Consider the following 21,757-nt stretch of genomic DNA (forward strand, 5'->3'; position numbering starts at 1 on the left):
CTACTTACAACCACTACATAAATCCTGAATCGTATTTCTCTTGTTCTGTAGTTCTTGTTTCAATGTAGATAATGTTTGAGAAACACTATTTTCACTCTGAATAATCAAATTCTGTTCATTTTTTGTAATCCTACCACTATTAAAGGCTTGATTTGCCGTCTTTATTTTTTCTGCCTCTGCATCCAGTAACTCCTGAATGGCCTTCTCTTCCTGTTTAATTGAAAATTCGATGGTACTTTGATTGTTCTCACAGTTAGTAGGAGGACGCACAATCACTTTTGTCTCTGTTATATTACTGGCTGCTTCTCCTTTTTTGATAGGCGATCCAGAAGCACTTTCAAATTCATAATTTAAGGTGGCTTTATTTTTCACTAGCTCATCTGGAGGAATATTGATTACTTTCGCTTGGAATGTCACTTCAATCAGTTCTCCTGTTCCTACCATTCCTAGCTTAATCCCATTATTTACATTCACACTAGGTTGAGGCACACCATCCACAAAGACACTACCTGGAACAAACTTCAACTCTTTTGGAAGGATATCTTTCAAGATAGTGTTTTGTGCGTCAACAGGATCCATATTTGTTACAAGAACGGTATAAGTCAAAATATCTTTTACTTTTGCCTCATTTTTGTTTACTTTTTTATTTATTTCCATCTTCAGACTATCCTCCATTAATCTATTCGCCTCAGTTTTCATATTTACATACCCCCGACTTTGAGACATATTTCATCACCCTTTCCATCATCGAATCAAATTATATATGGATGTTATGAGCAAAAATCACAAATTTCTTGGATAACAGCGAGTTTATCTTTAAGCACTGATTCTAGTACGATTAGGCTGTCTAACATATCCTCCACACTTTCATTGACAGCGATGAGATCTTGGACTCCTATTTTCTTATCTCCAAACGCACGAGCAGCTACTTCAATTTTTTCTGCTTCTGCCCGCATAATCCTAGCAATGCTTTGTTCCGCCTCAGCAATCGTTTGGATAATCTGATTTTTCCCTTCTTCACAGGTAGGTGGCTCAATCACTTCAATCCCAGGTTTGTTACTAATACTCGTCGCTGTCGATATAGGTAAATCTGGTCTACTCTGAAAATCAAAGATCATCGATGCTTGATTATGCACCACTTTATCATCAGGCTCTTTCATGATTTTCGCTTGATACGTGATGAGGACTGTTTCTCCTACAGCCAAAGTACCAATGTTCACACCCTTAGCAATATCTTGTCCTGGCCATGCCGCACCTCTGATTCGTAAACTATCTGGTAAATATTCAAGTTCTGGATCTAAGTAGTCCTGAAGAATCACATTAGTCGCATCTACATAGCCATCATTTTTTACTTCCAAAGTGTAAGTTACTATTTCACCTACTACAGCTTGTTTTTTATCCCCCGACTTATTCATTTTTACGATTGGGCTATTGGCGTCAATCTGTACTCCATATCCACTCACCAAATAGGTATCTTGCGCCGTCGCAATACGGGCGATTGCCTCGGTTTGACTATGATGCAACGTGTGAGAAATATCTACATTCGTGATATCCCAACCCGATCGTACGCCAAATCCGTCTGATCCAAGAGGCTTATTGAGCGTTCCAGCAGTTCCACTAGTATCTAAATTTCCTAGATCATCGTTAATCTGCGACGCAAAAAAATTATTTCCAGGATTATTCGGACCAGATATCACCGAAAGCGACGAACGATTGGGACCAAATTCAAAGCGATCGCCAGGAAGATTAGAGTTTCCTTCCAGTGCCGTAAGCATGACACGTCCCTGGATATCCCCACCTTCTGGTGTTTTAAAATTATAAATCAACTCATCCACTGGAGGATTAGACATAGAAATCACTTGAGACCCAACATAAATATTCATATTTCGAATTTTAAGTAATGGATGTTTATAAGCGACAGCCAACGTCCATCCCACTGTATTGGTAGAAGCTAGAAAAAAAGTACAATCTCTTACCGTTCCGGGAATACCACCTACTATATAAGTTCCAGCTCCACCTTTTTGTACAAATTCAGTTACATTCGCAGAGCGAACATAGAAAACTTGACCGCCAAAGACGGACTCTTCTCGTGCAGTGAAGGCATCTGGTGCGATGGATACAGTAGCAGCTGGGGTAGTAAAAGTAATCGAAGTATTGATAGCTGAACGAACATCAGTATATTGATCTTTAGTCGATCCACCCCAGATCAACTCGGCATACAATATTTCACTGTCTGCAGGGATTCTCAGCATAGCCAAAGAGGAATTTTCTTGCCAGTTCATTGTACTTCCAGCTGGATAGCCTGACACTTGTTTAGAACTATCTGTTGTCAAAAAAGCCCCGATATCTGTACTTCCATCTGCATAACCTAATGTATTTCCTGTAAATGTAATCGCACCATTGGTTGTTTGGGTGAAACGATGAATAAATGGCATATTCTTCCCCCTTTTCAATCTAAATAAAGCTATAAATTCTTGTGCTTCTTTCTCATTAATCTACTAACAACAAATCTGCTTAGCAATTTCTAATTTATCTTTTAATAATTTCTCCAACTGTGTAGCTTTTTGGACTACTTTTTCGACACTCTGATTAATCCTAGCAAGTTCTTGGGCAGAGATTCGTTCTTCTTCAAATGCCTTTACCGCTTCTTGTACCTTTACACTTTCTGCTTGAAGGATTTTCATCAAACCGAGCTCTTGTTGTGCTACTGATTCAAAAATCTGATTTTGTGCTTTTTGACAATCGGTCTCCAACCACGCCGTAATTAGGTTACTTGTTACTATTTCCTCACGCACATTGCTACCTGGTTTCAGCTGAAATTGATAAATTGCCTCTGCTTGGTTATCTACTTTCACTGGCAACGGACTCTGTAACGCTACTTGAAATGTAATCACAGCTGTTTGGCCAGGAATTAATGTACCAAGAGGAATTCCTGTTGTTAAATCATCAAGCACCGGTGCACCATTTACTTTTAAACTCCCTGGAACGAGTACCGTTCCTGTAGGTATGACATCTTTAATAGAAATTGCATTTACTGAAGTATCTCCATTATTGGTAATATCGAGCGTGTAGGTGATAATATCTCCCTTTTTATCGTAAACCGAACGATCTTCACTTTTCACGAGATCGACTTGTACATGCTTAATGATAGTATTTACTTCATTTGAGCTACTAGATCCTGATGTGAGAGGTAAACCCGCTGCACTTTGGAACTCGTAATCCAGCTTACCCGTATTAGTCACCTTTCCATCTGTAGGGACTGCAATCACTTTCACTTTAAATATGATCTCGACTGGCCCTTCTATGCTTACAAATCCGATATTGACTCCTTTAGCTGGATTTTCCCCGGGTTTGGCTTGCCCATCGATAGTTAAGCTGTTCTGCACAAATTCTAACTCATCTGGAAGAATATCTTTAAAAATGGAATTCTGAGCTTCTACTAGTCCACTATTTTCTACTAAAATTGTGTAAGTTAACTCATCTCCGACTATTGCTATATCTTTATCCACTTGTTTGTCTATCTTGAGCTCCGGACTATTCACATCAATTTGAATCCCTAATCCAGAAAGGATGAATCCGTCCATATCTGTTTTGAACCGAGCAATCGCTTCAGTTTGTGAGATTTCCATGGCGTTTGAAATATCCACATTCGTAATATCCCAGCCATAGCGCTGTGTAGACTGTTTTTGCCCTGGGGTTACATTACTATTTCCCGCTGTCCCACTAGTATCTAAGTTTCCACCATCATCATTAATCTGTGAAGCGAAAAAGTTATCCACTAAGTTATTCGGTCCAAAAATGGCTTGTAATTGGCCTGGGGATGGACCAAATAAAAATTGGTCTTTAGAAATGAAACTATCGCCTTCGATAGCAGTCAATAAAGCTCTTGCCTGAAATGGCTTGGATTCAGGTGTCCCAAAACCTTTAATTTTTTGATCCACTACATTCCCTCTTTCAACAGATGCCACACCAACATATAAGTTCATATTTCGTGAAGGTAAAGAAGGATTTTTATATATAACAGCAAGTGTCCATCCTGCTGCATTACTTTTACTTGGCCGTTGGATTGTGGCTGGTACCCCACTTACAGTATAAGAACCTGCCCCACTCGCCTTTATTAGTTTAGTAACATCAGCTGTACGAATATAAAATGTGTGATTTTCATGCACTACTACTTGGGCCGTTGTAGCATCAGGAGATATTGTTTGTATTGAACCTTGTGGGGTAGTTAAGGAAATGGGAACGTTAATATCTCCTGTAACATCCACTGCATTAAATTTTGAGGTACCTCCCCAAATCAACTCTGCATACAGCACTTCACTAGCTACAGGAAATTTCAGAACTGCTTGAGAAGCATTCAATTTCCAATTCAATGTACTACCTATTGGATAACTTGGGACTTGTTGGGTAAGATCCAACGTAATGAATGCTCCAATGTCATTATAGCTAGGATTATTCGAACCAAATCCTAGCGTATTACCTGTAAACGTCATCGCACCATTTGTAGTCGTTGTATAACGCTGAACTATTGACATTCTCTTCGTCCTTTCTATAACAACTAGAATAATAACTATTATTTTATTTTTTAATAAAACTTAAGCGGGGATTTTAATTCATATAATTGCCTCCTATGTAAATATTTGATAAAACAAATTATATTTCACTCACTGAAAAACTATATCTATAATTAAATGTTCTTTCTATTTATCATTATTTATCTGATTTTTCAGGTAAATATATTTCAAATCCAGTTCTGCTGTGAAAATCATTTAATAGGAATACCACCACATCTCTATTTGGCTAATAATAAAAAAATGATATCATTCAAATTTTTCAGTTAACAATTATAAAGATTTTGATATTTGGACAGATTGTAACTCCTAGCATTTATCGTTTGAAGGTTGAAACAAAACATACTGATGATAAAATAGGAATATTTTACACTGATCCAATCGAATTGAAGAATAGGGATTGGTGGAACAATACAGACAAAAAAGCAACTAATTGAAATTGGTCGCTTTTTTGTCTTCTATTTACTTGGCCTCTTATAGGGAACAGCCGAGATACGTGTAAAAATAGGTCATAGACTTACTTTTATGGTTCTAGTGCAAAAACTATATGACTTATGTAACTAATCTCTGAAACTTGGACATACTGATACTAGTACTCTAAAAAAGGACGTGATTAGTATGGAAAAGCAAAACCTATTCAAGTGGAAACAGATTATTCATTATTTTCTTTAGGGGATTGAACAGGCATGCACGATTGCCCAAACTGTTCAATTGGACAAAACATTGGAGGAATGGCCTGGTGAAACCCCGGGCGGTGTGCTACGCAATATTGCATCTCACAACTCCTACCATTTAGGAGAAATTGTGCTGATTCACAGATTATTTAGCGCTTGGCCACCGCCAGCATTTCGGAAAAAAACCATGCTAAGAGCATGCAAGGTTTTATACAGTTTTTCGGCTAATCCAGTAACAAACAAGAACCCTAAAACCGCGCCAGGATAGGAATGTATAAAAAAATGCATAGATCCGTAGAACAAAAAAAGGAGGTTCCCTTGTGAGAGTAGGGATCCGCCTTTTTCTTTCTACCCATAATAGGACTTTATGTTAACTTCTATGAATACAATATACATCCATCTCATAAGAAAAACCGCTAGGAAAACATCTTGACGGTCCTTTTGTGTATAAATCCCATGAGGAGTGATAGATATGATCCGGCACTCGTAACCATGTATAGATCGGTATGTTTTCGTTTTCCAAGCAGGTCAAACATATATAATTCACTGTCTGTTTAGACTTGCGTAATGGCTAAATTCCTTATTGATTATTTTATCGTGAGCTGGCGCTACTTGTGGACCTACCGAGTTGATGCACGTTACCAGAATATGCTTCCCGTCTAGAGATCCGACGGCTCTCGATTCATATCCGAAAGTACCTCCGGCATGCCCCCAGTAAGATTGCCCGTCCGCTGTTTTAAATTCATAAATCCCTAGTCCGACTTTACCAAAAGGTCCATCTACTGTTGTGTGCATCTGGTCCATCATCTCTTGAGTCAGAAGCTTCCCGCCCAACAACGCACTGAAGAAGGTAGTCAAATCATTAACTGTTGAGACTATATCTCCCGCCGCATTTGCCCATGATTGATTCATTTCTGTTAAATCATACAAATGACCCGATCTATCCATATTATATCCTGTGGCATGCTTACCCGGAATTTCGTGACTATTTCCCATCACAAATGTCCCTTTCATTCCAAGCGGTATGATAAACCGTTTCCTGATCTGCTCCGCATACGTTTCTCCTGTTACCTTTTGAATAATTTGACCGGCTAGTACAGTATTCATATTGGAATAATTCCAGCCCTTCCCTGGTGCAAATACAGGTGGCTTTGAAAGTCCAAGGTCGATAAGCTCATCGACGGAATAGTAACGGTATGGATTTTGAGGCAAAGTAATATCTCGGAAATCCAAATCTGTATAGCTAGCAAGCCCGCTTGTATGATTCAATAACTGACGGATCGTAATTTTGTTGCCATCATACCCTTCACCTTTTATGACACCTGGCAGCCATTTTTCAACCGAATCATCCAGATTCAATTTTTTCTCGTCAGCCAACTGTAATACAACGGACGCTGTGAAAGTCTTTGAAATACTTCCAATACGGAATGAAAAATTGGACTCCACCGGGTGTGGTACTTCATAACTGGCTGTACCTGTAGCGTAAGACCAGCGTTTCCCGTTCTGTAACCCGCCAGCTATGACACTTGGGACTCCTTTGATGGTTACCACCTCATCAATGACGCGTTTGACTTCATCCCGATGCTTGCTTTTCTTTTCCTTCTCTGTCTCCACTTGTACCGCGCCTTTAGTCTGTACCGGGTTTACAGACCCATAAGCAGAAAATACCAGTGTACTCGCCGATATAGCTGTTAATGCAAGTACAGCTCCTTTTTGAATCTTGAGTAATTTCATAACGTATCGCTCCTATTATTTTGGAATGTTGTGTTGCTTTACATCCTCACCTTACCCCCAAAATTGTTAAATCGGATAGTGATGAAACCGCCAAACTTTTGTTGACACTCGGAATTGGACTTGTCACATATACCATATGACAAACTGTCAAATATCTCATGTGACGTGCTTGTTACAGTAAATTCTAACTGTTTACCCTCTCTTTCGCTTGACGGATCAGAAGTTTATGGTGCATGATAGGTTTGATTTATTCAGAATTTATTTTAAAAAATACAAGTAGGTGTGCATAATCCGTGTTCTCTATAATAAAAAAATGGTTCTGGTATGATTGGATATTTGTGGCCATACGAACGCTTTGGATGGTCATTATCATAAGCGCTAGTTTTATCAAACCGTCATTAATCGATGCGTCTTTTTGGTTCTTATTTTCTTTTGCTTTCGTCGTTTATCTCGTTCCATTAATCGCCTGGTGTAGAAATGCAGATTGGTATCTTGCAGTCGACGTCATGGCAGCGGGGGTTTTTCATCTTTATTTAGCCTATACAGCACCGGAGTTACTTTGGTCTTTCGTTTTACTTGTGATGAATATCGGCTTGGCCAGCAATCGAAGAACCTATGTATGGACAGGTATCCTCTGTGGAATCATATTGCCGGCATTGAACGGTTGGATCGCTGGTCGTCTCCCGTATGAATTTATCGTTAGCAACGGTTTTGGATTCGCCATCGGCTTCACGTTTAATATATTAATTCAGTCCCATAAGCAAGCCCTAATTATTCATGAGCAAAAGCTATTGTTGGAGCAGCATATTGAGCGGATTGAGGAACTTACGCTGATGGAGGAGCGCAGCCGGCTGTCACATGAGCTGCATGACACGATTGGCCATACGCTTACCTCACTCATCGTCGGCGTCGAATCGCTGCGATCGTCCGTACCGAATTCACAGATAGAGAGGATCGATTCGCTTGTCGGAATCGCCCAACACAGTCTGGTTGATATCCGAAAACATCTGCATCAGCTCTCTCATACTCCATTGAACCATTCGTTAAGTGAATCTCTACGGCAATTTACCGAAGATTTTATGAAGTCAACAGGTATAATGGTCAAATTCCGTGTGATCGGCAGCGAGACTCTCGTTATGCAAAAAATAAACTTTTGTCTATATCGTTGCCTTCAAGAGTCTCTGAACAACGCGGTTCGGCACGGTTCGGCGAGCTTGATATCCGTTCAGTTGTATTTCGAGAGTCAGCAGCTCAGGTTACAGATCGAAGATAACGGCATCGGAATGGAAGAAATCCAATTTGGATTTGAACTTAATGGGATGAAGGAACGACTTAAGCTATTTCACGGCACGGTGTCCGTGCATTCCGAGCCAGAACAAGGAACTTTCGTCATATGTAATATTCCGTTGCAGACAGAGCCTGCACATGATACAATCCGCCTGCTGCTCGGTAACGACCAGGTGATCATTACCGACAGTTTGAAGCAAATTTTGGATCAGCATACTGATTTTAACGTAGTTGGTACAGCCAGGGACGGTGGCGAAGCATTAGAACATTGTGAGCGGTCCCAACCGGATATCGTGCTAATGGATATTAGTATGCAGGGAATGAGCGGGATTGAAACTTTACTTGAGATGAAACAACGATGGCCTGATATGAAGGTTGTGTTCATGACAACGTTTGAGGATTCCTTGCAGGCAGCAACTGCATTGGAGCACGGGGCGGAGGGCTACATGCTGAAGTCGATTCATCCGCGAGAGATGAAGGAAGCCTTGAAACTAATTTATAACGGAGGAATCTGGATTGATCAATCGGTCGCTACGCGAATTTTCGAAGAGATGAAAAGTCAACGCGAGCAATTGGAGAAGATCGGTTCAAGTCAGGAAAACTTCCCGTACGGGCTTACGAAACGTGAAATGGAGATTCTGGAGCATCTGTCAGGTGGACTGCGTTATAAGTCGATCGCCGCCAAATTATTTTTATCGGAGGGAACGATCCGCAATTATTGCTCGACTCTCTACTCGAAGCTCAGCGTCAACAACCGCGAAGAAGCAATAACAAGGGCCCGAAAGGAAAATATTGTGTAGATGGTACTCAAGATATAATCATTTTTCCGTATTCGGGGCACGGCAACGATTACTATTTTTTGGGCCACTAATTATTTTAAGTAACAGAATTAGAGTTCCGTTAACTTTTGGAATGAATTTAACAAAATTTGTTTACAGAACACCTGTAAATATTGCTGGAAAATAAGTGGACGGAATACATTTAAAGAAAATCTTCTTGAAAACTTCAAATTTAATTACCTTAAAGTCATTGTTTTATCATACATTTCAAAGTTTTTTACAAGTGGTCCGAAAAAGAACGAATCGTTGTTATCCCCCATGCCCATCAACCCCCCAAAAAACAAATACTCTAAAACGAGAAAATTGGCATCTTTAGGTGAAAATGTACAATTTTTTTGTTTTTGGGGCGTTATAAAATTCTTAAGTTGATGGGCATGGGGTATTTGCATTTCTTAGGTTGATAGCGATGTGGTGCTACCCCATCGCTATCAACCTAAGCTCATAAAACGTCAATTATAGTGGAGGCTGTTGCTTTTTTCTAAAGGCTATGCGTAGGGAATATAAAAAACCCCCTAGGAACCAACGAATTCCTGAGGGGGTAACTGCGTAATGTAATATATTTACAATTATATTGCGTTTGGGTTTAAAATGCGCATCTTTTTCATTTACATAATAACCACCATATTTAAGTTTATAATAGTTATGCTTTTTAGATAAAAGCAATTACTTGTTTTATAAACTCGTAACCAAAATAACCACTAAATCCGAATAGTACTATTGCGGCAGATATAGATACCCATTTAATAAAGATTGGATTTAGAAAACGTCTAGTAAAATGAACAAAACCCAATAAGACCATATCATGCATAAAGATACCTAATAAAATACCTACAGCTATTAATATAAATGTAGATGCACTTGCATTACCTAATGAAGAGACTAGAACCGGACCAAAGACCCCTATCCAAAATACAATATTAGCCGGTGATATAGCAATCTTAAAACCAGATAAGTAAGCTGTTAATAAAGATTTATTAGGATTTTCTCCCTCTATGTTAACTTCTGATTTTGCTTCTTTAATACTTTCTATTCCAATAAACATTAAAAAACCAAAACCTAGTAACCACATAACTGCTTCTACCCATGGATTGGTTAATACACTAGAGAACCCTAGATAAATCAGGACAATTAAAGATAAATCTACAGTCATTCCTCCTATACCTACAAACCAACCATGTACGAAACCATTTCTCATTCCTTGTTTGGTCATTTGGACAGTCATAGCACCTGCAGGTATTGATAAAGATAAACCTAATATAATATACGTAAAAAGTGTTACAATCATAAAAATTCTCCTATTTTAGTCAAGTACTATTCTTTTCGCTTGGTTCAACAAATAAAACTAGAGCGTTGCGATTTTTCACATTACTTCTAGCAATCTCCAAAAACTCATAAAGTACCCCTTTGTTGAAGATCAATGCCTATAATCCCATAAGATCCCTTACATGTTTAGCGTTCTTTTTAGATGTTAGTTTTTCAAGTAATAAAAATGCAACATCAAAAGCTGTACCTGGATTAGAAGATGTAATAATATTTCCATCTTGAACAATTAAATCATTTTGTACTATTGCACCTAAATTCTTTAACTGCTCTTTTCGTTTACTCGTTGGATGACTGTATGTGGTGGCTTTTTTATCTGTAAGAATCCCACTTTTACCAAGCGCTAATGATGCAACACAAATACTGGCAATAGGCTTCTGCTTGACATAAAAATGTTGAATGACATTTAAGAATTCTCTACTGTATGCATCCCGATAAAAACCAGCTTCTTCAAACCCTCCTGGAATAGCTAGTGCATCAAACTCATCTAATTGAATATCATCAACTGTTTTTTCAGGTATGACAGTAAAATTCCAAGTACAGGTTAATTTATTCCGAAGACCAACTGTTACGACCTTGGTTGATCCATCTCCCTCCCATTTATTCCAACCTAGTACGTCTGTAAATACACTAGCTTCCACTGCTTCAAATCCGTCAGCTAATAATAATAAAATCTTTTTCATATCGTAAATCGCCTCCTGATATCCTTATTTTATACAAATATAGAAGGCTGATAAATAAGTTTAATAAGGATATTCGATCGTTCGACTTTATTATATAAAGAATTTAGTTTATTCTAGTTTATAAAAAAAGGTTGGATACTTTATGGATCAAATTGATAAAAAAATCGTGGGATTATTACAGTCAAATGCAAAAATTTCAATGAGGGATTTAGCAGAAGCCGTTCATTTATCTTCTCCGTCAGTAACTGAGCGAGTACGGAAGTTAGAGGAGCAACAAATTATTGAAGGCTACCATGCACATGTTTCTCTAAAAAAAATAAACCGTCCAATTTCTGCACTTATATTGTTTAAATCAAAGGATTGTAAATCATTAGCTAACTTTTGCTATAATCATCCAGATGTACTTGAGTGTTACAGAGTAGCAGGGGAAATTAGCTATATTGTCAAATTAGCAACATATTCTGTAGAAAGTTTAGAACAATTTATTGATGATACAATGCAATATGGTACGCCATCAACGAATATCGTGTTATCTTCTTATGAAAAAAAAATAATTGCTCCCTTTATTAGTGAAGAATAAAAATACTGGAATAATCAATTAACTATTGCTTACTCAATAATCCTCAATCCTTTAAAAATAACCCTGATTTTTCTAACTTGTATAAAAAAATCAAGGTCTCTAATCATTTTTATCGTTTTGGGGTAACCCATTTTTATTAGCTTGATGATGATGTGGTGATCCCTAAATAAAAAAGACCGTCTAATGACGGTCTCATGAAGTAAAGTCCCCCTTTAGTTGAACAAAAGCAGGTAAGTTTCTCATTATTTCTCACTTCTTAAAGTTTTTTTGTTTAACAAAGATAAAGTGGTCTTCAGGCTTCCAAACGTGCAGATGGTCAGCAATGTATCCACGTAGCCACAACACGCCGTTAATTCGTCTAAGATAAAAGCCTTTCGGAAAATCATCGTCTTTAGTTAATATCTCCGATGCTATTGTGATGGAGCCAGATGGAGCTTGATGTTGTTGTGAGGCATTCCCAAAATAACCTTCAGGCTGTACCAGATACTCCAGTCTTAGTTGAGGTCCCAGCTCAAGTGGACACAATTCCAAACCAAGTTCGCTCGCTCTTCTAAAGAGCTGAGCCGTAGTAGCTCCATCAGGAAAGCCAAGGTCTATAACGGTTAGTTCAACGGTCTCCAGGCTGTACTTTGTATTAGAAGTCGTAAATTTATCATCAGCTAACAGTCTTTCTCCATACTCATTCATCAAAATGGAGTATTGTTGCAATTTCTGAATAAGCTGCGATTTCGTAAGTCCGCCAACCTCTACTGTTCTGGTGATAATTGGACAATCAGGATATATTCGCATTTGTAGTCACTCCTAAAAAATTGGGTATAAGAATTTCAAATTATTACATTCTACAATTTTCCATAAATCCCCTTGTTGGAGTACAAACCCATCGCTATCAAACTAACAAAACTAAATTTTCTTAAAATAATATACTTGTCCCTTAATAGTTTGTAAGCCTGTTTGCATAACACCATCTTTATTAAAGTAGTATTTGTATCCATTTATAGATTGTAGGCCTTTAACCAGAGGGCCCTCTTTATCACGATAATACCAGTTTCCATCTTTTTGAAACCATTTAACCCAAGGATATTTCTCACTAACTTCTTTTATATTAAAATATTATATTTTTAAAAACAAATAACATCCAGGCTAACTAAAAAAGATAGATGTAAGTTAATATACTACTTTTACGTTTTTATATAATTCTAGTTTTTTATTAGTCCAAACATTTCATATTGTTACCACATACAATATGAAATGTTTGAATTGAATTGTATTATATTAATCAAAACTTAAAGTTAGGAGGGCTTAATATGGCAGAATGTACAGGTTTGGCTTGCTTTTTATTCTCTTCGTGGCCAACAGGAACGGTTGTTACAATTACCACTAAATCAGGACAAATTATTGGACCTGCTACTTTTTCATTGTTCTTTCCGACTATTTGTGCGGTTGTATTAGTTGAAGAAGATGTGATAACCCCCTCTTCTACCAATACCATATTCATAAGTTGTGAAGATATAGAAAGTGTTACTTTAACCACCCCTTAAGATGCTTCAAGTGGTTAAAGTTCAATCCATAGTTAAGACATTCTAATGAATGTCTTAACTATGGATAATCTAATCAAAATGTATTATTCCATTGTATCTATCATTTCAATAAGTTGCTTTAAACTGAATTTTTTCCCTTCTAAAGGTTACTTGTCTACACATCCCTCTACATACTTTCATATGATATAGTATATTGTTTAAAGGAGGGATAAATTTGTTCTTATGTAATTTATTTCGTTGTTCAGGTGGAGTCTGTAGTATTTTTAAAAATTTACAACCAGGCGAAGTCGTTACTGTGACTGGTAAATCTGGAAATATTATTGGACCTGCTATTTTTACAAATTTTAACCCTAATACTTGTATCGTCACATTAGAAGAGGAAAATTCAGTTACTCCTCCTACTACAAGTATTACTAAGATCAGTTGTAAAGAAATAGAAAGTGTTACATTTATCTGATAATATATTTTAAACCTAAAGCAGGGATTGAAATATGAAACTCTTATACATTACTTCTGGTTACTCAAAAATCTATCAATATCTAGATCAAAGCATACAGAGAACACTTATCGATCAAAATTTCGAATGGTTAGCAGTACAGCCGAGTGAATTAATAGAGCAATTGGATTTCATTACAACAACGTTTCATCCTGATATTGTTTTCACCTTATTAGGTAATCATCTACCACAAAAAGCAATTCAATATTTTAAAAAAAGGAACATTAAATTAGCTGTCTGGTTAACAGAGGACCCATTTTATATAGATACCTCTCTTCTTCTATTAAATAACTTTGATTTTATATTTACTATTGATAGTGAAGCACTTAAATATTATTCAGGTTTAGGATATACCAATGTATACCACTTACCATTAGCAACTAATATAGATGTATTTAAGCCTGGTCTAAGAAATTCGAAATATAAAAGTGAAATATTGTTCATTGGATATCCTTATCCAACCCGAGTAAAATTGATGCAATTTCTTTTGGAAAAAACCCCTTATCACTATACCGTTATTGGTCAACACTGGAGAAATAAGTTAATTAAAAAATGGAAAAATCACCGGAGAATTAAAATTATAGAAGAATGGATTCCACCTCAAGAAGTTGCACTCTATTATAATAACGCTAGTCTTATATTAAACCCTCATCGTAGTCATCTATTTTCACAGAATAAAAATAAAAATAAAGTAAAAAATAATACCATTAATAATCGTACGTTTGATATTGCAGCTTGCCAAGGCTTTCAAATTATTGAAGAAAAATCTGACCTTTCATCTTTCTTCAATAAAGATGAAATTATATCCTATAATAGCTTTGAGGACTGTTTAAATAAAGTATCTTTTCATTTGAATGATACGATTTCGAAAAGATTAATGGTCGAAAAAATTCATACAAAAGTTATTACACAGCATACTTTTCATGAGAGAATCCATTTTATTACGACTATTTTACAATCACAACTTTATTAGGTTATTAAATTAAAAATATCTTTTTTTCTATAATCATTCTGAATAAATTAAAATGCCTTTTCATTAAATTGAAAAGGCATTTTAATTTATTCAACGAATTCCTAGTAGTATCTAATTGTACCCTATCAAATAAGATCCCACGAAACAGGCGTTCCTTTTTCAATGTCCTTATTCGCTTTCTTTCCGATAATTTTGGATAGGTGTTTTGGTAATAAGCCATTACCTGGTCTAATAGCTTTAATATTTTCTATCGTGAAAGCCTCTCCCGCTTTTATGTTTTCTACAACATATAATGACCTTCTAAATTTTAAAGAATCTTTTTCTAAATCAGTAGGGCCATAATATACTTTCCCCAAAGATTCCCATGCTTTTTCAGTTTCGCTTACTAATAATTTAAATTCAGCAGGTTCCATTGAAAAATCAGCGTCAACTCCTCCATCCGATCTCGAAAGCGTTAAATGTTTCTCTATTACTGTGGCTCCCAAGGCGACACTCGCTACAGATACTCCTACTCCAAGTGTATGATCAGACAAACCTACTTCACATTTAAATAACTCCTTCATATGAGGTATCGTAGCTATATTTGTAGATTTCGGCGATGCAGGATACGTACTTGTACATTTTAATAGAATTAATTCTTTACATCCCTCTTCTCTCGCAGCTCTTACTGTTTCATCTAATTCAGCAATAGAAGCCATACCTGTCGAAATGATTATTGGTTTTCCTGTCGTTGCTACTTTACGTATGAGGGGAATATCAGTATTTTCAAAAGATGCGATTTTATAACAAGAAACATTCAATGATTCTAGAAAATCTACAGCAGTTTCATCAAATGGAGTACTAAATGGTATCATTCCTAATTCTATACAGCGATCAAAAATGGGTTTATGCCACTCCCATGGTGTATATGCTTCTTTATATAAATGATAAAGTGTTTTACCTTTCCATAAGCTTTTCGTATCCTGAATTAAAAAATCACCATTTTCTATATTTAAAGTCATTGTATCTGGTGTATATGTTTGAATTTTAAATCCTTGTGCTCCAGCCTCTGCTGCTGCCTCTACGATTTGCAAGGCTCTATCTAATGATTGATTATGATTCCCTGACATTTCTGCAATAATAAATGGTGGCGAGCTATTGCCAATCTCTCTACCCCCGATATATAAATTACTCATATTTTTCACCTTCAATTTCTGTTTTTATAGCTTCTTTCCTTTCCATCCATTGTTCATAAAAAAGGGTCATTGTAATAACGTCGATAAATTCATTATCCCTGAAAATATGGTTCACATATCTTCCATCTTCCTGGAAGCCGAGTTTCTGATGAAAGTTTAAACTAATACGATTTGATTCTAATATTTCTGCACATACTTTTTGTATGCCATTTGTTTCAAAAATATAGTCTAATGCTACTATACCTAATACAGTTCCAGCACGCCTTACACTCTGTTTATCTCCTATATAAAATCCCCAATTACAAGTTCGATCTATTTTATTTATTTTTGTAAAATTAACAAATCCAATTGGCTTTTCTTTATATATTAGTAATCTTGCAATCATTGTTTCATCATATTTTAGTTTTTCAAACCATTTATAGTGTTCGTCTATTGTTATTTTATGATCTTCGTACATAACAGAACGAATTTCTTCTGTATTCCTCCACTTTAAAATAAGATTTAAATCTTTCTTTTCTATACATTTCAAATGGAATTTTTCAATGTTTAACATACTATCCTCCTAAAATAATTTTTGTTATTTCATCCGAATTACTGGCACACTTTATGGCAAGAGCTTTATTAGACATTTCTCTCACTTTATCTGAATCTGTTAAAAGTTTGTTTAGACATTTCGTAATGGTTTCATCTGAAACACTTTCAGCTGTACCGATATTCCATGTAGCTCCGGCCTCCGCCACAGCTTTGGTTACTTCTATTTGATTTTGTGCAGTTGTAATTGTTATAGAAGGTAATCCAAGAAAACAGCGCTCCCATGTTGTTGTGCCCCCAGCTCCTATCCCTAAATCCGCTCGTATCATAAACTCTTCAATATTCTCTATTTGACAATAAAATGAAGCGTTTGAAATGCTCTTGCAATAATTTTGAATATCTTTCTTATGAGGATTTTGGCTTCCTACCACTACATCTATTTTTAAAGTATCACTATTAATATTTTGTATAGCTCTTAACGTTTTTAATGTCTCATTCGTTACATCGTGCCCACCAAAAAATATAAAAATATGTTCAACCGCACCCGTTCTTTTTCGTAAAAATTTCTTAGCAGAATGGAACTCTGGCCGTAATATGGCATATTTAGGTCCTAATTTTATTAAAGAGTGCTCTGGTATTAATTCTTTATAGCGTTCATTAAGACTCTCGTGTAGATTTTGATCTAATAACAATTCACAATCATGTACTCGATCTGCAAGATCATCGATTACCATAATCTTTTTTACAGTTTTTTTTAAAACAGTCTCCCACTTTTTATCTAACCCATAATGATCAACTATTAACCAATCAAATTGGGGGAGTTGAGACAAAATGTCATTGGTTTGTTGTGCATCAACAAACCAATGACATTTTAGCCAATTCAAATAACTCCCATATACTGTACTTGAGAATTCAGTATTTTCATCATTTGTATCTAATAAAAATACGTGGAATCCTTTACTTAAAATATATCGCTGAAGATCACCTTGTAGCTTACGACAAATGAAATAAATTTGAGCACCTTTATTCTGTAACTCCTGAGCCAATGTTAAACAACGCATAATATGACCCGTCCCTATTTCAATAGATGCATCAGCACGAAAGACAATTTTTTTCTCAAGCAAGTTACTCCCTCCTCACTAAAAGCACTACAATTTATTAATTTATAATTTCGTTTCTCTATTTAACTCATCCACTAATGATTGTTGATTTGCCCATTTCAATTTCACATGACTATTGATTTGAATAAGTTCAGGATTTCGAAGGATATAATCTTTTATTTGATGAAAAAATAAAGGTTTAGATTTTACATTCAGACTTTTATAAAGTTCATTGAACATATCTAAATCTGGTTGTTCATCTAATGTTAACCTCCAAGTAGGGTAACAAAATGGCGGAGGGAGTTTTACTATATTGACCCGGAATAAATGTGGATTATTAATAAAATAAAACGGAAGGTATTCTGCATAGGTTAAAGTTTTTGGGGTTTGTAGCAATCGTTCGATTGCCTCTAAAGTAAAAATATCGCCTGCTGTTCCGACAGGTAACGTACTTAACTCTGCCTGTGTATAGTCTGCACCGCTTTTCAAATGTTGATCTAGTAAAAAAGTATTAATTTCTGGTGATACAACTGGGCAATCTCCGGTAATCCGTATTACAATATTTGCATTTTCTTGTTTTGCAGCTTGGAGTATGCGATCTGCGGTATTTCCTGGATCACCTCTGAAAATTTTAACCTTCCCACCTAGATCAAATTTTTCTAAAGGATCATCTTGTGCTACATCTGAAGTAGCAAGTATGACCTGGTGTTTCCCTGGAATAGCTAATGTATTTATAAGACATCGTTCAATGGAAGGAACTCCATGTATTGGCAATATTGCCTTTAAAGGTAACCTAGTAGATTTTAACCTACAAAGTACAATAATTACTACTTTAGGAGGTTCAATAACCTCTTTCGTTAATGGAGTTCCTGCTTGCAAATTATATAAAGCTACTTGAGGTAATAATTCCTCAAACTGAAGCTGGTTCAGTGCATTTTCAACGATACCTAGTTCCATATCAACTTTATTAGCTGTAATGATTTCTCCTTTTTTTATATCAACTTTTGTTACTGCTCTTAACAACTTTTTGTTTCGCAATTCTAATAACACCCCTTTCATTTAATGTTTAGCAACTCTATAAAACGAAAGAACTTTTCTTACTGCTTTTATTACATCCCCTACATCACCTTTTGTCATTTTAGGAAATAGAGGAAGTGTAATAATTTCCTCATATAAATTTTCGGCTTGTGGACAAAGGCCTTTTCTATAACCCAAATTTTGATAAAACGGTTGTAAATGTACGGGTATATAGTGCACATTCACACCAATATTTTCTTTTTGTAATGCCTCATAAATTTCTTTTCGATTACCCTTTAATAATTTAGTATTTAACCGAATGATATAAAGGTGCCAACTTGAGTGGGTTTGGGGCAATTGCTTTGGTATGATGATTTCAGGTAAACTATTAAATTCTTTATTATAAATGTCTACATATTTCTTTCTAATCTTAATAAAAGAATCTAATTTACTTAACTGTGATAAGCCAAGAGCAGCCTGTATATCAGTCATCCTGTAGTTGTAACCCAAAAATTGCATTTCATAATACCAAGGCCCATGATTATCAAGAAGTTTTTGAGGATTCCTTTCAATTCCATGTGTACGAAATTGAACAAGCTTTTCATAAAGCAAAGTATTATTTGTAGTAATTACTCCACCCTCTCCTGTTGTAATATGTTTCACAGGATGAAAGCTAAACATTGTCATATCACCAATTGAACCAATCTTTTGGTTTTTATAAGTGGCTCCTAATGCATGTGCTGCATCTTCAATGATAATCAAGTTATTCTCATTTGCTATTTTTTTTATTTTATCTAATTCTACAGGCTGCCCAGTAAAGTGTACGGGAATAATAGCCTTTGTTTTGTTTGTAATCTTTTCCTCTATAGACTTAGTACTGATATTGTATGTTTCATAGTCTATATCAGCGAAAACTGGCTTTCCACCCTGGTATAAAATACAATTTGCACTTGCTACAAATGTCATTGAGGTTGTAATTACTTCGTCTCCCTCTGTGATTCCAGCTGCATAGCAGGCAGCATGCAAAGCAGCTGTACCACTTGAAAAAGAAACAGCGTAATTTGCCCCAACGTATTTTGCTATAGCCTCCTCAAACTGTTGAATCGTTGGTCCTGTCGTTAAAAAGTCTCCTTTTAATATATCTATAACTGCCTGAATATCATGGTCATCAATTTGTTGTTGACCATAAGGCAAATATGTTCCTCTAACAGGATTTCCCCCATGTATACCGAGAATTTCCCTGGCCATTATTCTTTCTCCTTAGGGTTAATTTTTAAAGATTTAATCCACTCTTCTGTTTTAATAACTCCATCTTCTAAAGAAACTTTCGGTTCCCAATTTAATATTGTTTTTGCTTTTTCATAGTTACATAATAATTTTTGAATTTCACTTTGTGGATGGATATGAGTTACATGTTGAATACTTACTTTATTTCCCGAAATCAATTCTGCTAAATTATTAATTGATATATCTTGTCCTGTTCCTGCGTTGATAATATGACCATTTGCTTTAGAAGAATAGCCTGCTTTCACAACGAAATCTGCACAATCCTCAACGTATAAAAGGTCTCTCGTTTGTTTCCCATCCCCATAAATATTTACTGGTATTTTATCTAATTTATTATTTATAAAAATGGCAACAACCCCACCTTCACCTCCAGTTTTCTGGAATGGCCCGTACGTATTAAATGGACGAATTACCACAACTGGAAGCTTATAAGCATAATAGTAAGATAGAACCATATTTTCAGCAGCTATTTTTGATCCAGCATATGGAGAAGCTGGTTTAATGGGGTCTAATTCTGATATTCCTTGTGTATTAGTAGCTTTATCATATACCATACAAGTACTCATAAAGACCATTTTGACATTATGCTTATGACATTGTTCTAACAAATTAAAAGTACCTATTGTATCATTTTCAAAAGTCGTTCTAGCATCATCTATACTATCTTGAACATTAATACTTGCTGCTAAATGATAACAAAGGTCAAATGAATGATTTTTAAATAATTGGTCAACCAATTTTTTATCTTTAATATCTCCTTGTATACATTGCTTCAAGTTTAAATCATAAACGAACTCGATAATATTTGCTGTAGTTGAATTCGCTAAATTGTCTAATATCCATACTTCATGCTTATCTTGCAATAATCGCTTTACAACCCACCTACCAATAAATCCTGCACCACCAGTTACTAATATTTTCATAATTTCTCCCCTCCTGCTAGTAGTTGCTGGTTTATAATCAAATTTCTAAGTTCTTCTTTTGAAATCGCATCTTGATGATCTGAGCGATAAAATCCTGGCTTCGCTCTATTGGCATTTTCATATTGAGCACCCTTTTTTAGTGGACTTGGTATGATAAACATATCCGGTAATTCAAAAGCCTGTAAAGATTCATCATGTGTCATAAGTTCTTCATACATTTTTTCACCAGGTTTTAATCCAATTTCTTCAATCTTAATACTATCCTTGGACAAACTATACAACTTTGTAACTTCTTCTATCATCACTTCACTTAAATCTTTTAATGAAATAACTGGCATTTTCAATATGAAAGTTTCACCGCCCTTTGCTATTTTCATTGCTTCAATGGTTAACATCGTTGCTTGTTTCAGTGTCATCATAAATCTGCTCATACTAAGATCAGTTACAGTTATTTTGTGATTTTCTTTAATTTGATTTTCAAATAAGGGAATAACAGAACCTCTCGATCCCATAACATTCCCGAAACGTACACTTGCAAATATTGTTTCACTAGATCCTTTTGAATATTCCGCTGATGTTATCAATCTTTCAGCTGTTAGTTTTGTTGCACCATAATTATTTGTTGGTGAAATTGCTTTATCAGAGCTTGTGAAAATCACCTTTTTTACTTTCTGGGCAATTGCTGCTTTTATTACATTTTGTGTTCCAAAAATGTTGGTCAATACCGCTTCAAACGGATTATATTCACAAAATGAAACATGCTTCATCGCCGCAACATGGAACACATAATCAATATTTTCCATTGCGCTATATAGGCGATCATAATTTCGAATATCCCCAATTAAATAGCGAATATTTTGATTTTTACCCCTAAACTCTTCTTGTAATAAAAATTGATTATATTCACTTCTACTAAAAATTCTTATAACTTTTGGCCTTCCCTCTAAAACATTAGAAAGAATGCTTTTTCCAATTGTTCCTGTTCCACCAATAATTAAAACGTTTTTATTTTTAAAAAACATAGATATG

The 21,757-nt window shown here is 35.7% G+C and carries 19 protein-coding genes and 2 pseudogenes; 6 read left to right on the forward strand and 15 right to left on the reverse strand.

The features are described from left to right. From ABH959_RS28045 to ABH959_RS28055, 3 genes are all read right to left on the reverse strand, one after another. Window positions 1-726: a DUF11 domain-containing protein gene (locus ABH959_RS28045; RefSeq protein WP_002169677.1), complete on the reverse strand. Its 726-nt coding sequence runs from the start codon at window positions 724-726 to the stop codon at window positions 1-3. Between the two features lie 44 nt (window positions 727-770). Further along, window positions 771-2,435, reverse strand: a complete 1,665-nt coding sequence (locus tag ABH959_RS28050) for an alpha-helical endospore appendage domain-containing protein (RefSeq protein ID WP_113938465.1) — start codon at window positions 2,433-2,435, stop codon at window positions 771-773. A gap of 63 nt (window positions 2,436-2,498) precedes the next feature. After that, window positions 2,499-4,535, reverse strand: a complete 2,037-nt coding sequence (locus tag ABH959_RS28055; RefSeq protein ID WP_002068929.1) for a DUF11 domain-containing protein — start codon at window positions 4,533-4,535, stop codon at window positions 2,499-2,501. A 675-nt stretch (window positions 4,536-5,210) separates the two neighbouring features. On the opposite strand from ABH959_RS28055, the pseudogene ABH959_RS28060 reads away from it, so the two are divergent. Beyond that, a pseudogene (locus ABH959_RS28060) lies at window positions 5,211-5,513 on the forward strand (hypothetical protein); the annotation flags it as partial. A 275-nt stretch (window positions 5,514-5,788) separates the two neighbouring features. On the opposite strand, the pseudogene ABH959_RS28065 reads toward ABH959_RS28060, so the two are convergent. After that, window positions 5,789-6,850, reverse strand: a pseudogene (locus ABH959_RS28065) (serine hydrolase domain-containing protein); the annotation flags it as partial. A 422-nt stretch (window positions 6,851-7,272) separates the two neighbouring features. Here ABH959_RS28065 and ABH959_RS28070 point away from each other — a divergent pair. Beyond that, window positions 7,273-9,066, forward strand: coding sequence for a response regulator (locus ABH959_RS28070; RefSeq protein WP_404493458.1), 1,794 nt, complete (start codon window positions 7,273-7,275; stop codon window positions 9,064-9,066). A 688-nt stretch (window positions 9,067-9,754) separates the two neighbouring features. On the opposite strand, the gene ABH959_RS28075 is transcribed toward ABH959_RS28070, so the two are convergent. After that, complete coding sequence (locus ABH959_RS28075; RefSeq protein ID WP_404493460.1) at window positions 9,755-10,390, reverse strand: LysE family translocator; 636 nt, start codon at window positions 10,388-10,390, stop codon at window positions 9,755-9,757. Between the two features lie 136 nt (window positions 10,391-10,526). Further along, window positions 10,527-11,108, reverse strand: a complete 582-nt coding sequence (locus ABH959_RS28080) for a DJ-1/PfpI family protein (protein WP_002069624.1) — start codon at window positions 11,106-11,108, stop codon at window positions 10,527-10,529. Between the two features lie 142 nt (window positions 11,109-11,250). Here ABH959_RS28080 and ABH959_RS28085 point away from each other — a divergent pair, with 142 nt between their 5' ends. Next, window positions 11,251-11,688, forward strand: coding sequence for an Lrp/AsnC family transcriptional regulator (locus tag ABH959_RS28085; RefSeq protein ID WP_113938467.1), 438 nt, complete (start codon window positions 11,251-11,253; stop codon window positions 11,686-11,688). 249 nt (window positions 11,689-11,937) lie between these two features. Here the strand turns inward: ABH959_RS28085 and ABH959_RS28090 are convergent, their stop codons facing one another. Further along, complete coding sequence (locus ABH959_RS28090; protein ID WP_002069623.1) at window positions 11,938-12,477, reverse strand: hypothetical protein; 540 nt, start codon at window positions 12,475-12,477, stop codon at window positions 11,938-11,940. A 111-nt stretch (window positions 12,478-12,588) separates the two neighbouring features. Next, window positions 12,589-12,789 carry a hypothetical protein gene (locus ABH959_RS28095; RefSeq protein ID WP_113938473.1) on the reverse strand — a complete coding sequence of 67 codons (201 nt, stop codon included), beginning with the start codon at window positions 12,787-12,789 and terminating at the stop codon, window positions 12,589-12,591. A gap of 203 nt (window positions 12,790-12,992) precedes the next feature. On the opposite strand from ABH959_RS28095, the gene ABH959_RS28100 reads away from it, so the two are divergent. The 3 genes from ABH959_RS28100 (at window position 12,993) to ABH959_RS28110 (ending at window position 14,695) form a co-directional block, all read left to right on the forward strand. Next, entirely contained in the window at window positions 12,993-13,226 is a 234-nt protein-coding gene (locus ABH959_RS28100; RefSeq protein ID WP_002016601.1) for a hypothetical protein, read from the forward strand. Window positions 13,227-13,440: 214 nt separating this feature from the next. Continuing rightward, window positions 13,441-13,683, forward strand: coding sequence for a hypothetical protein (locus ABH959_RS28105; protein WP_033707502.1), 243 nt, complete (start codon window positions 13,441-13,443; stop codon window positions 13,681-13,683). A 34-nt stretch (window positions 13,684-13,717) separates the two neighbouring features. Next, the gene (locus tag ABH959_RS28110) at window positions 13,718-14,695 is read left to right on the forward strand and encodes a CgeB family protein (protein ID WP_002069618.1); all 978 of its coding nucleotides are present in this window, start codon (window positions 13,718-13,720) and stop codon (window positions 14,693-14,695) included. Window positions 14,696-14,820: 125 nt separating this feature from the next. Here ABH959_RS28110 and pseI read toward each other — a convergent pair whose 3' ends face one another. Genes pseI through ABH959_RS28145 form a run of 7 tightly spaced genes read right to left on the reverse strand, consistent with a single transcriptional unit; the run spans window position 14,821 to window position 21,750 of the window. Next, entirely contained in the window at window positions 14,821-15,870 is a 1,050-nt protein-coding gene (gene pseI / locus ABH959_RS28115) for a pseudaminic acid synthase (RefSeq protein WP_002169371.1), read from the reverse strand. Further along, window positions 15,863-16,423: a UDP-4-amino-4,6-dideoxy-N-acetyl-beta-L-altrosamine N-acetyltransferase gene (gene pseH / locus ABH959_RS28120; RefSeq protein ID WP_002069616.1), complete on the reverse strand. Its 561-nt coding sequence runs from the start codon at window positions 16,421-16,423 to the stop codon at window positions 15,863-15,865. The genes pseI and pseH overlap by 8 nt, the downstream gene beginning before the upstream one ends. Before the next feature lies 1 nt (window position 16,424). After that, window positions 16,425-17,525, reverse strand: coding sequence for a UDP-2,4-diacetamido-2,4,6-trideoxy-beta-L-altropyranose hydrolase (gene pseG, locus ABH959_RS28125; protein ID WP_002069615.1), 1,101 nt, complete (start codon window positions 17,523-17,525; stop codon window positions 16,425-16,427). A gap of 39 nt (window positions 17,526-17,564) precedes the next feature. Continuing rightward, window positions 17,565-18,560: a cytidylyltransferase domain-containing protein gene (locus ABH959_RS28130; RefSeq protein WP_113938469.1), complete on the reverse strand. Its 996-nt coding sequence runs from the start codon at window positions 18,558-18,560 to the stop codon at window positions 17,565-17,567. Continuing rightward, on the reverse strand, window positions 18,561-19,766 hold the full coding sequence (gene pseC, locus ABH959_RS28135) for a UDP-4-amino-4,6-dideoxy-N-acetyl-beta-L-altrosamine transaminase (protein ID WP_002069610.1): 1,206 nt from the start codon (window positions 19,764-19,766) through the stop codon (window positions 18,561-18,563). Then, window positions 19,766-20,728 (reverse strand): dTDP-glucose 4,6-dehydratase, encoded by a 963-nt coding sequence (locus ABH959_RS28140; RefSeq protein ID WP_404493463.1) that lies wholly within the window; start codon window positions 20,726-20,728, stop codon window positions 19,766-19,768. Before ABH959_RS28140 ends, pseC begins: the two co-directional genes overlap by 1 nt. Continuing rightward, window positions 20,725-21,750 carry an SDR family NAD(P)-dependent oxidoreductase gene (locus ABH959_RS28145; RefSeq protein ID WP_404493465.1) on the reverse strand — a complete coding sequence of 342 codons (1,026 nt, stop codon included), beginning with the start codon at window positions 21,748-21,750 and terminating at the stop codon, window positions 20,725-20,727. The genes ABH959_RS28140 and ABH959_RS28145 overlap by 4 nt, the downstream gene beginning before the upstream one ends. Window positions 21,751-21,757 lie beyond the last annotated feature (7 nt).

Origin of the sequence: Bacillus sp. RC51 (assembly GCF_044908115.1) — a bacterium.
In the GTDB taxonomy this organism is placed as follows: Bacteria; Bacillota; Bacilli; order Bacillales; family Bacillaceae_G; genus Bacillus_A; species Bacillus_A mycoides.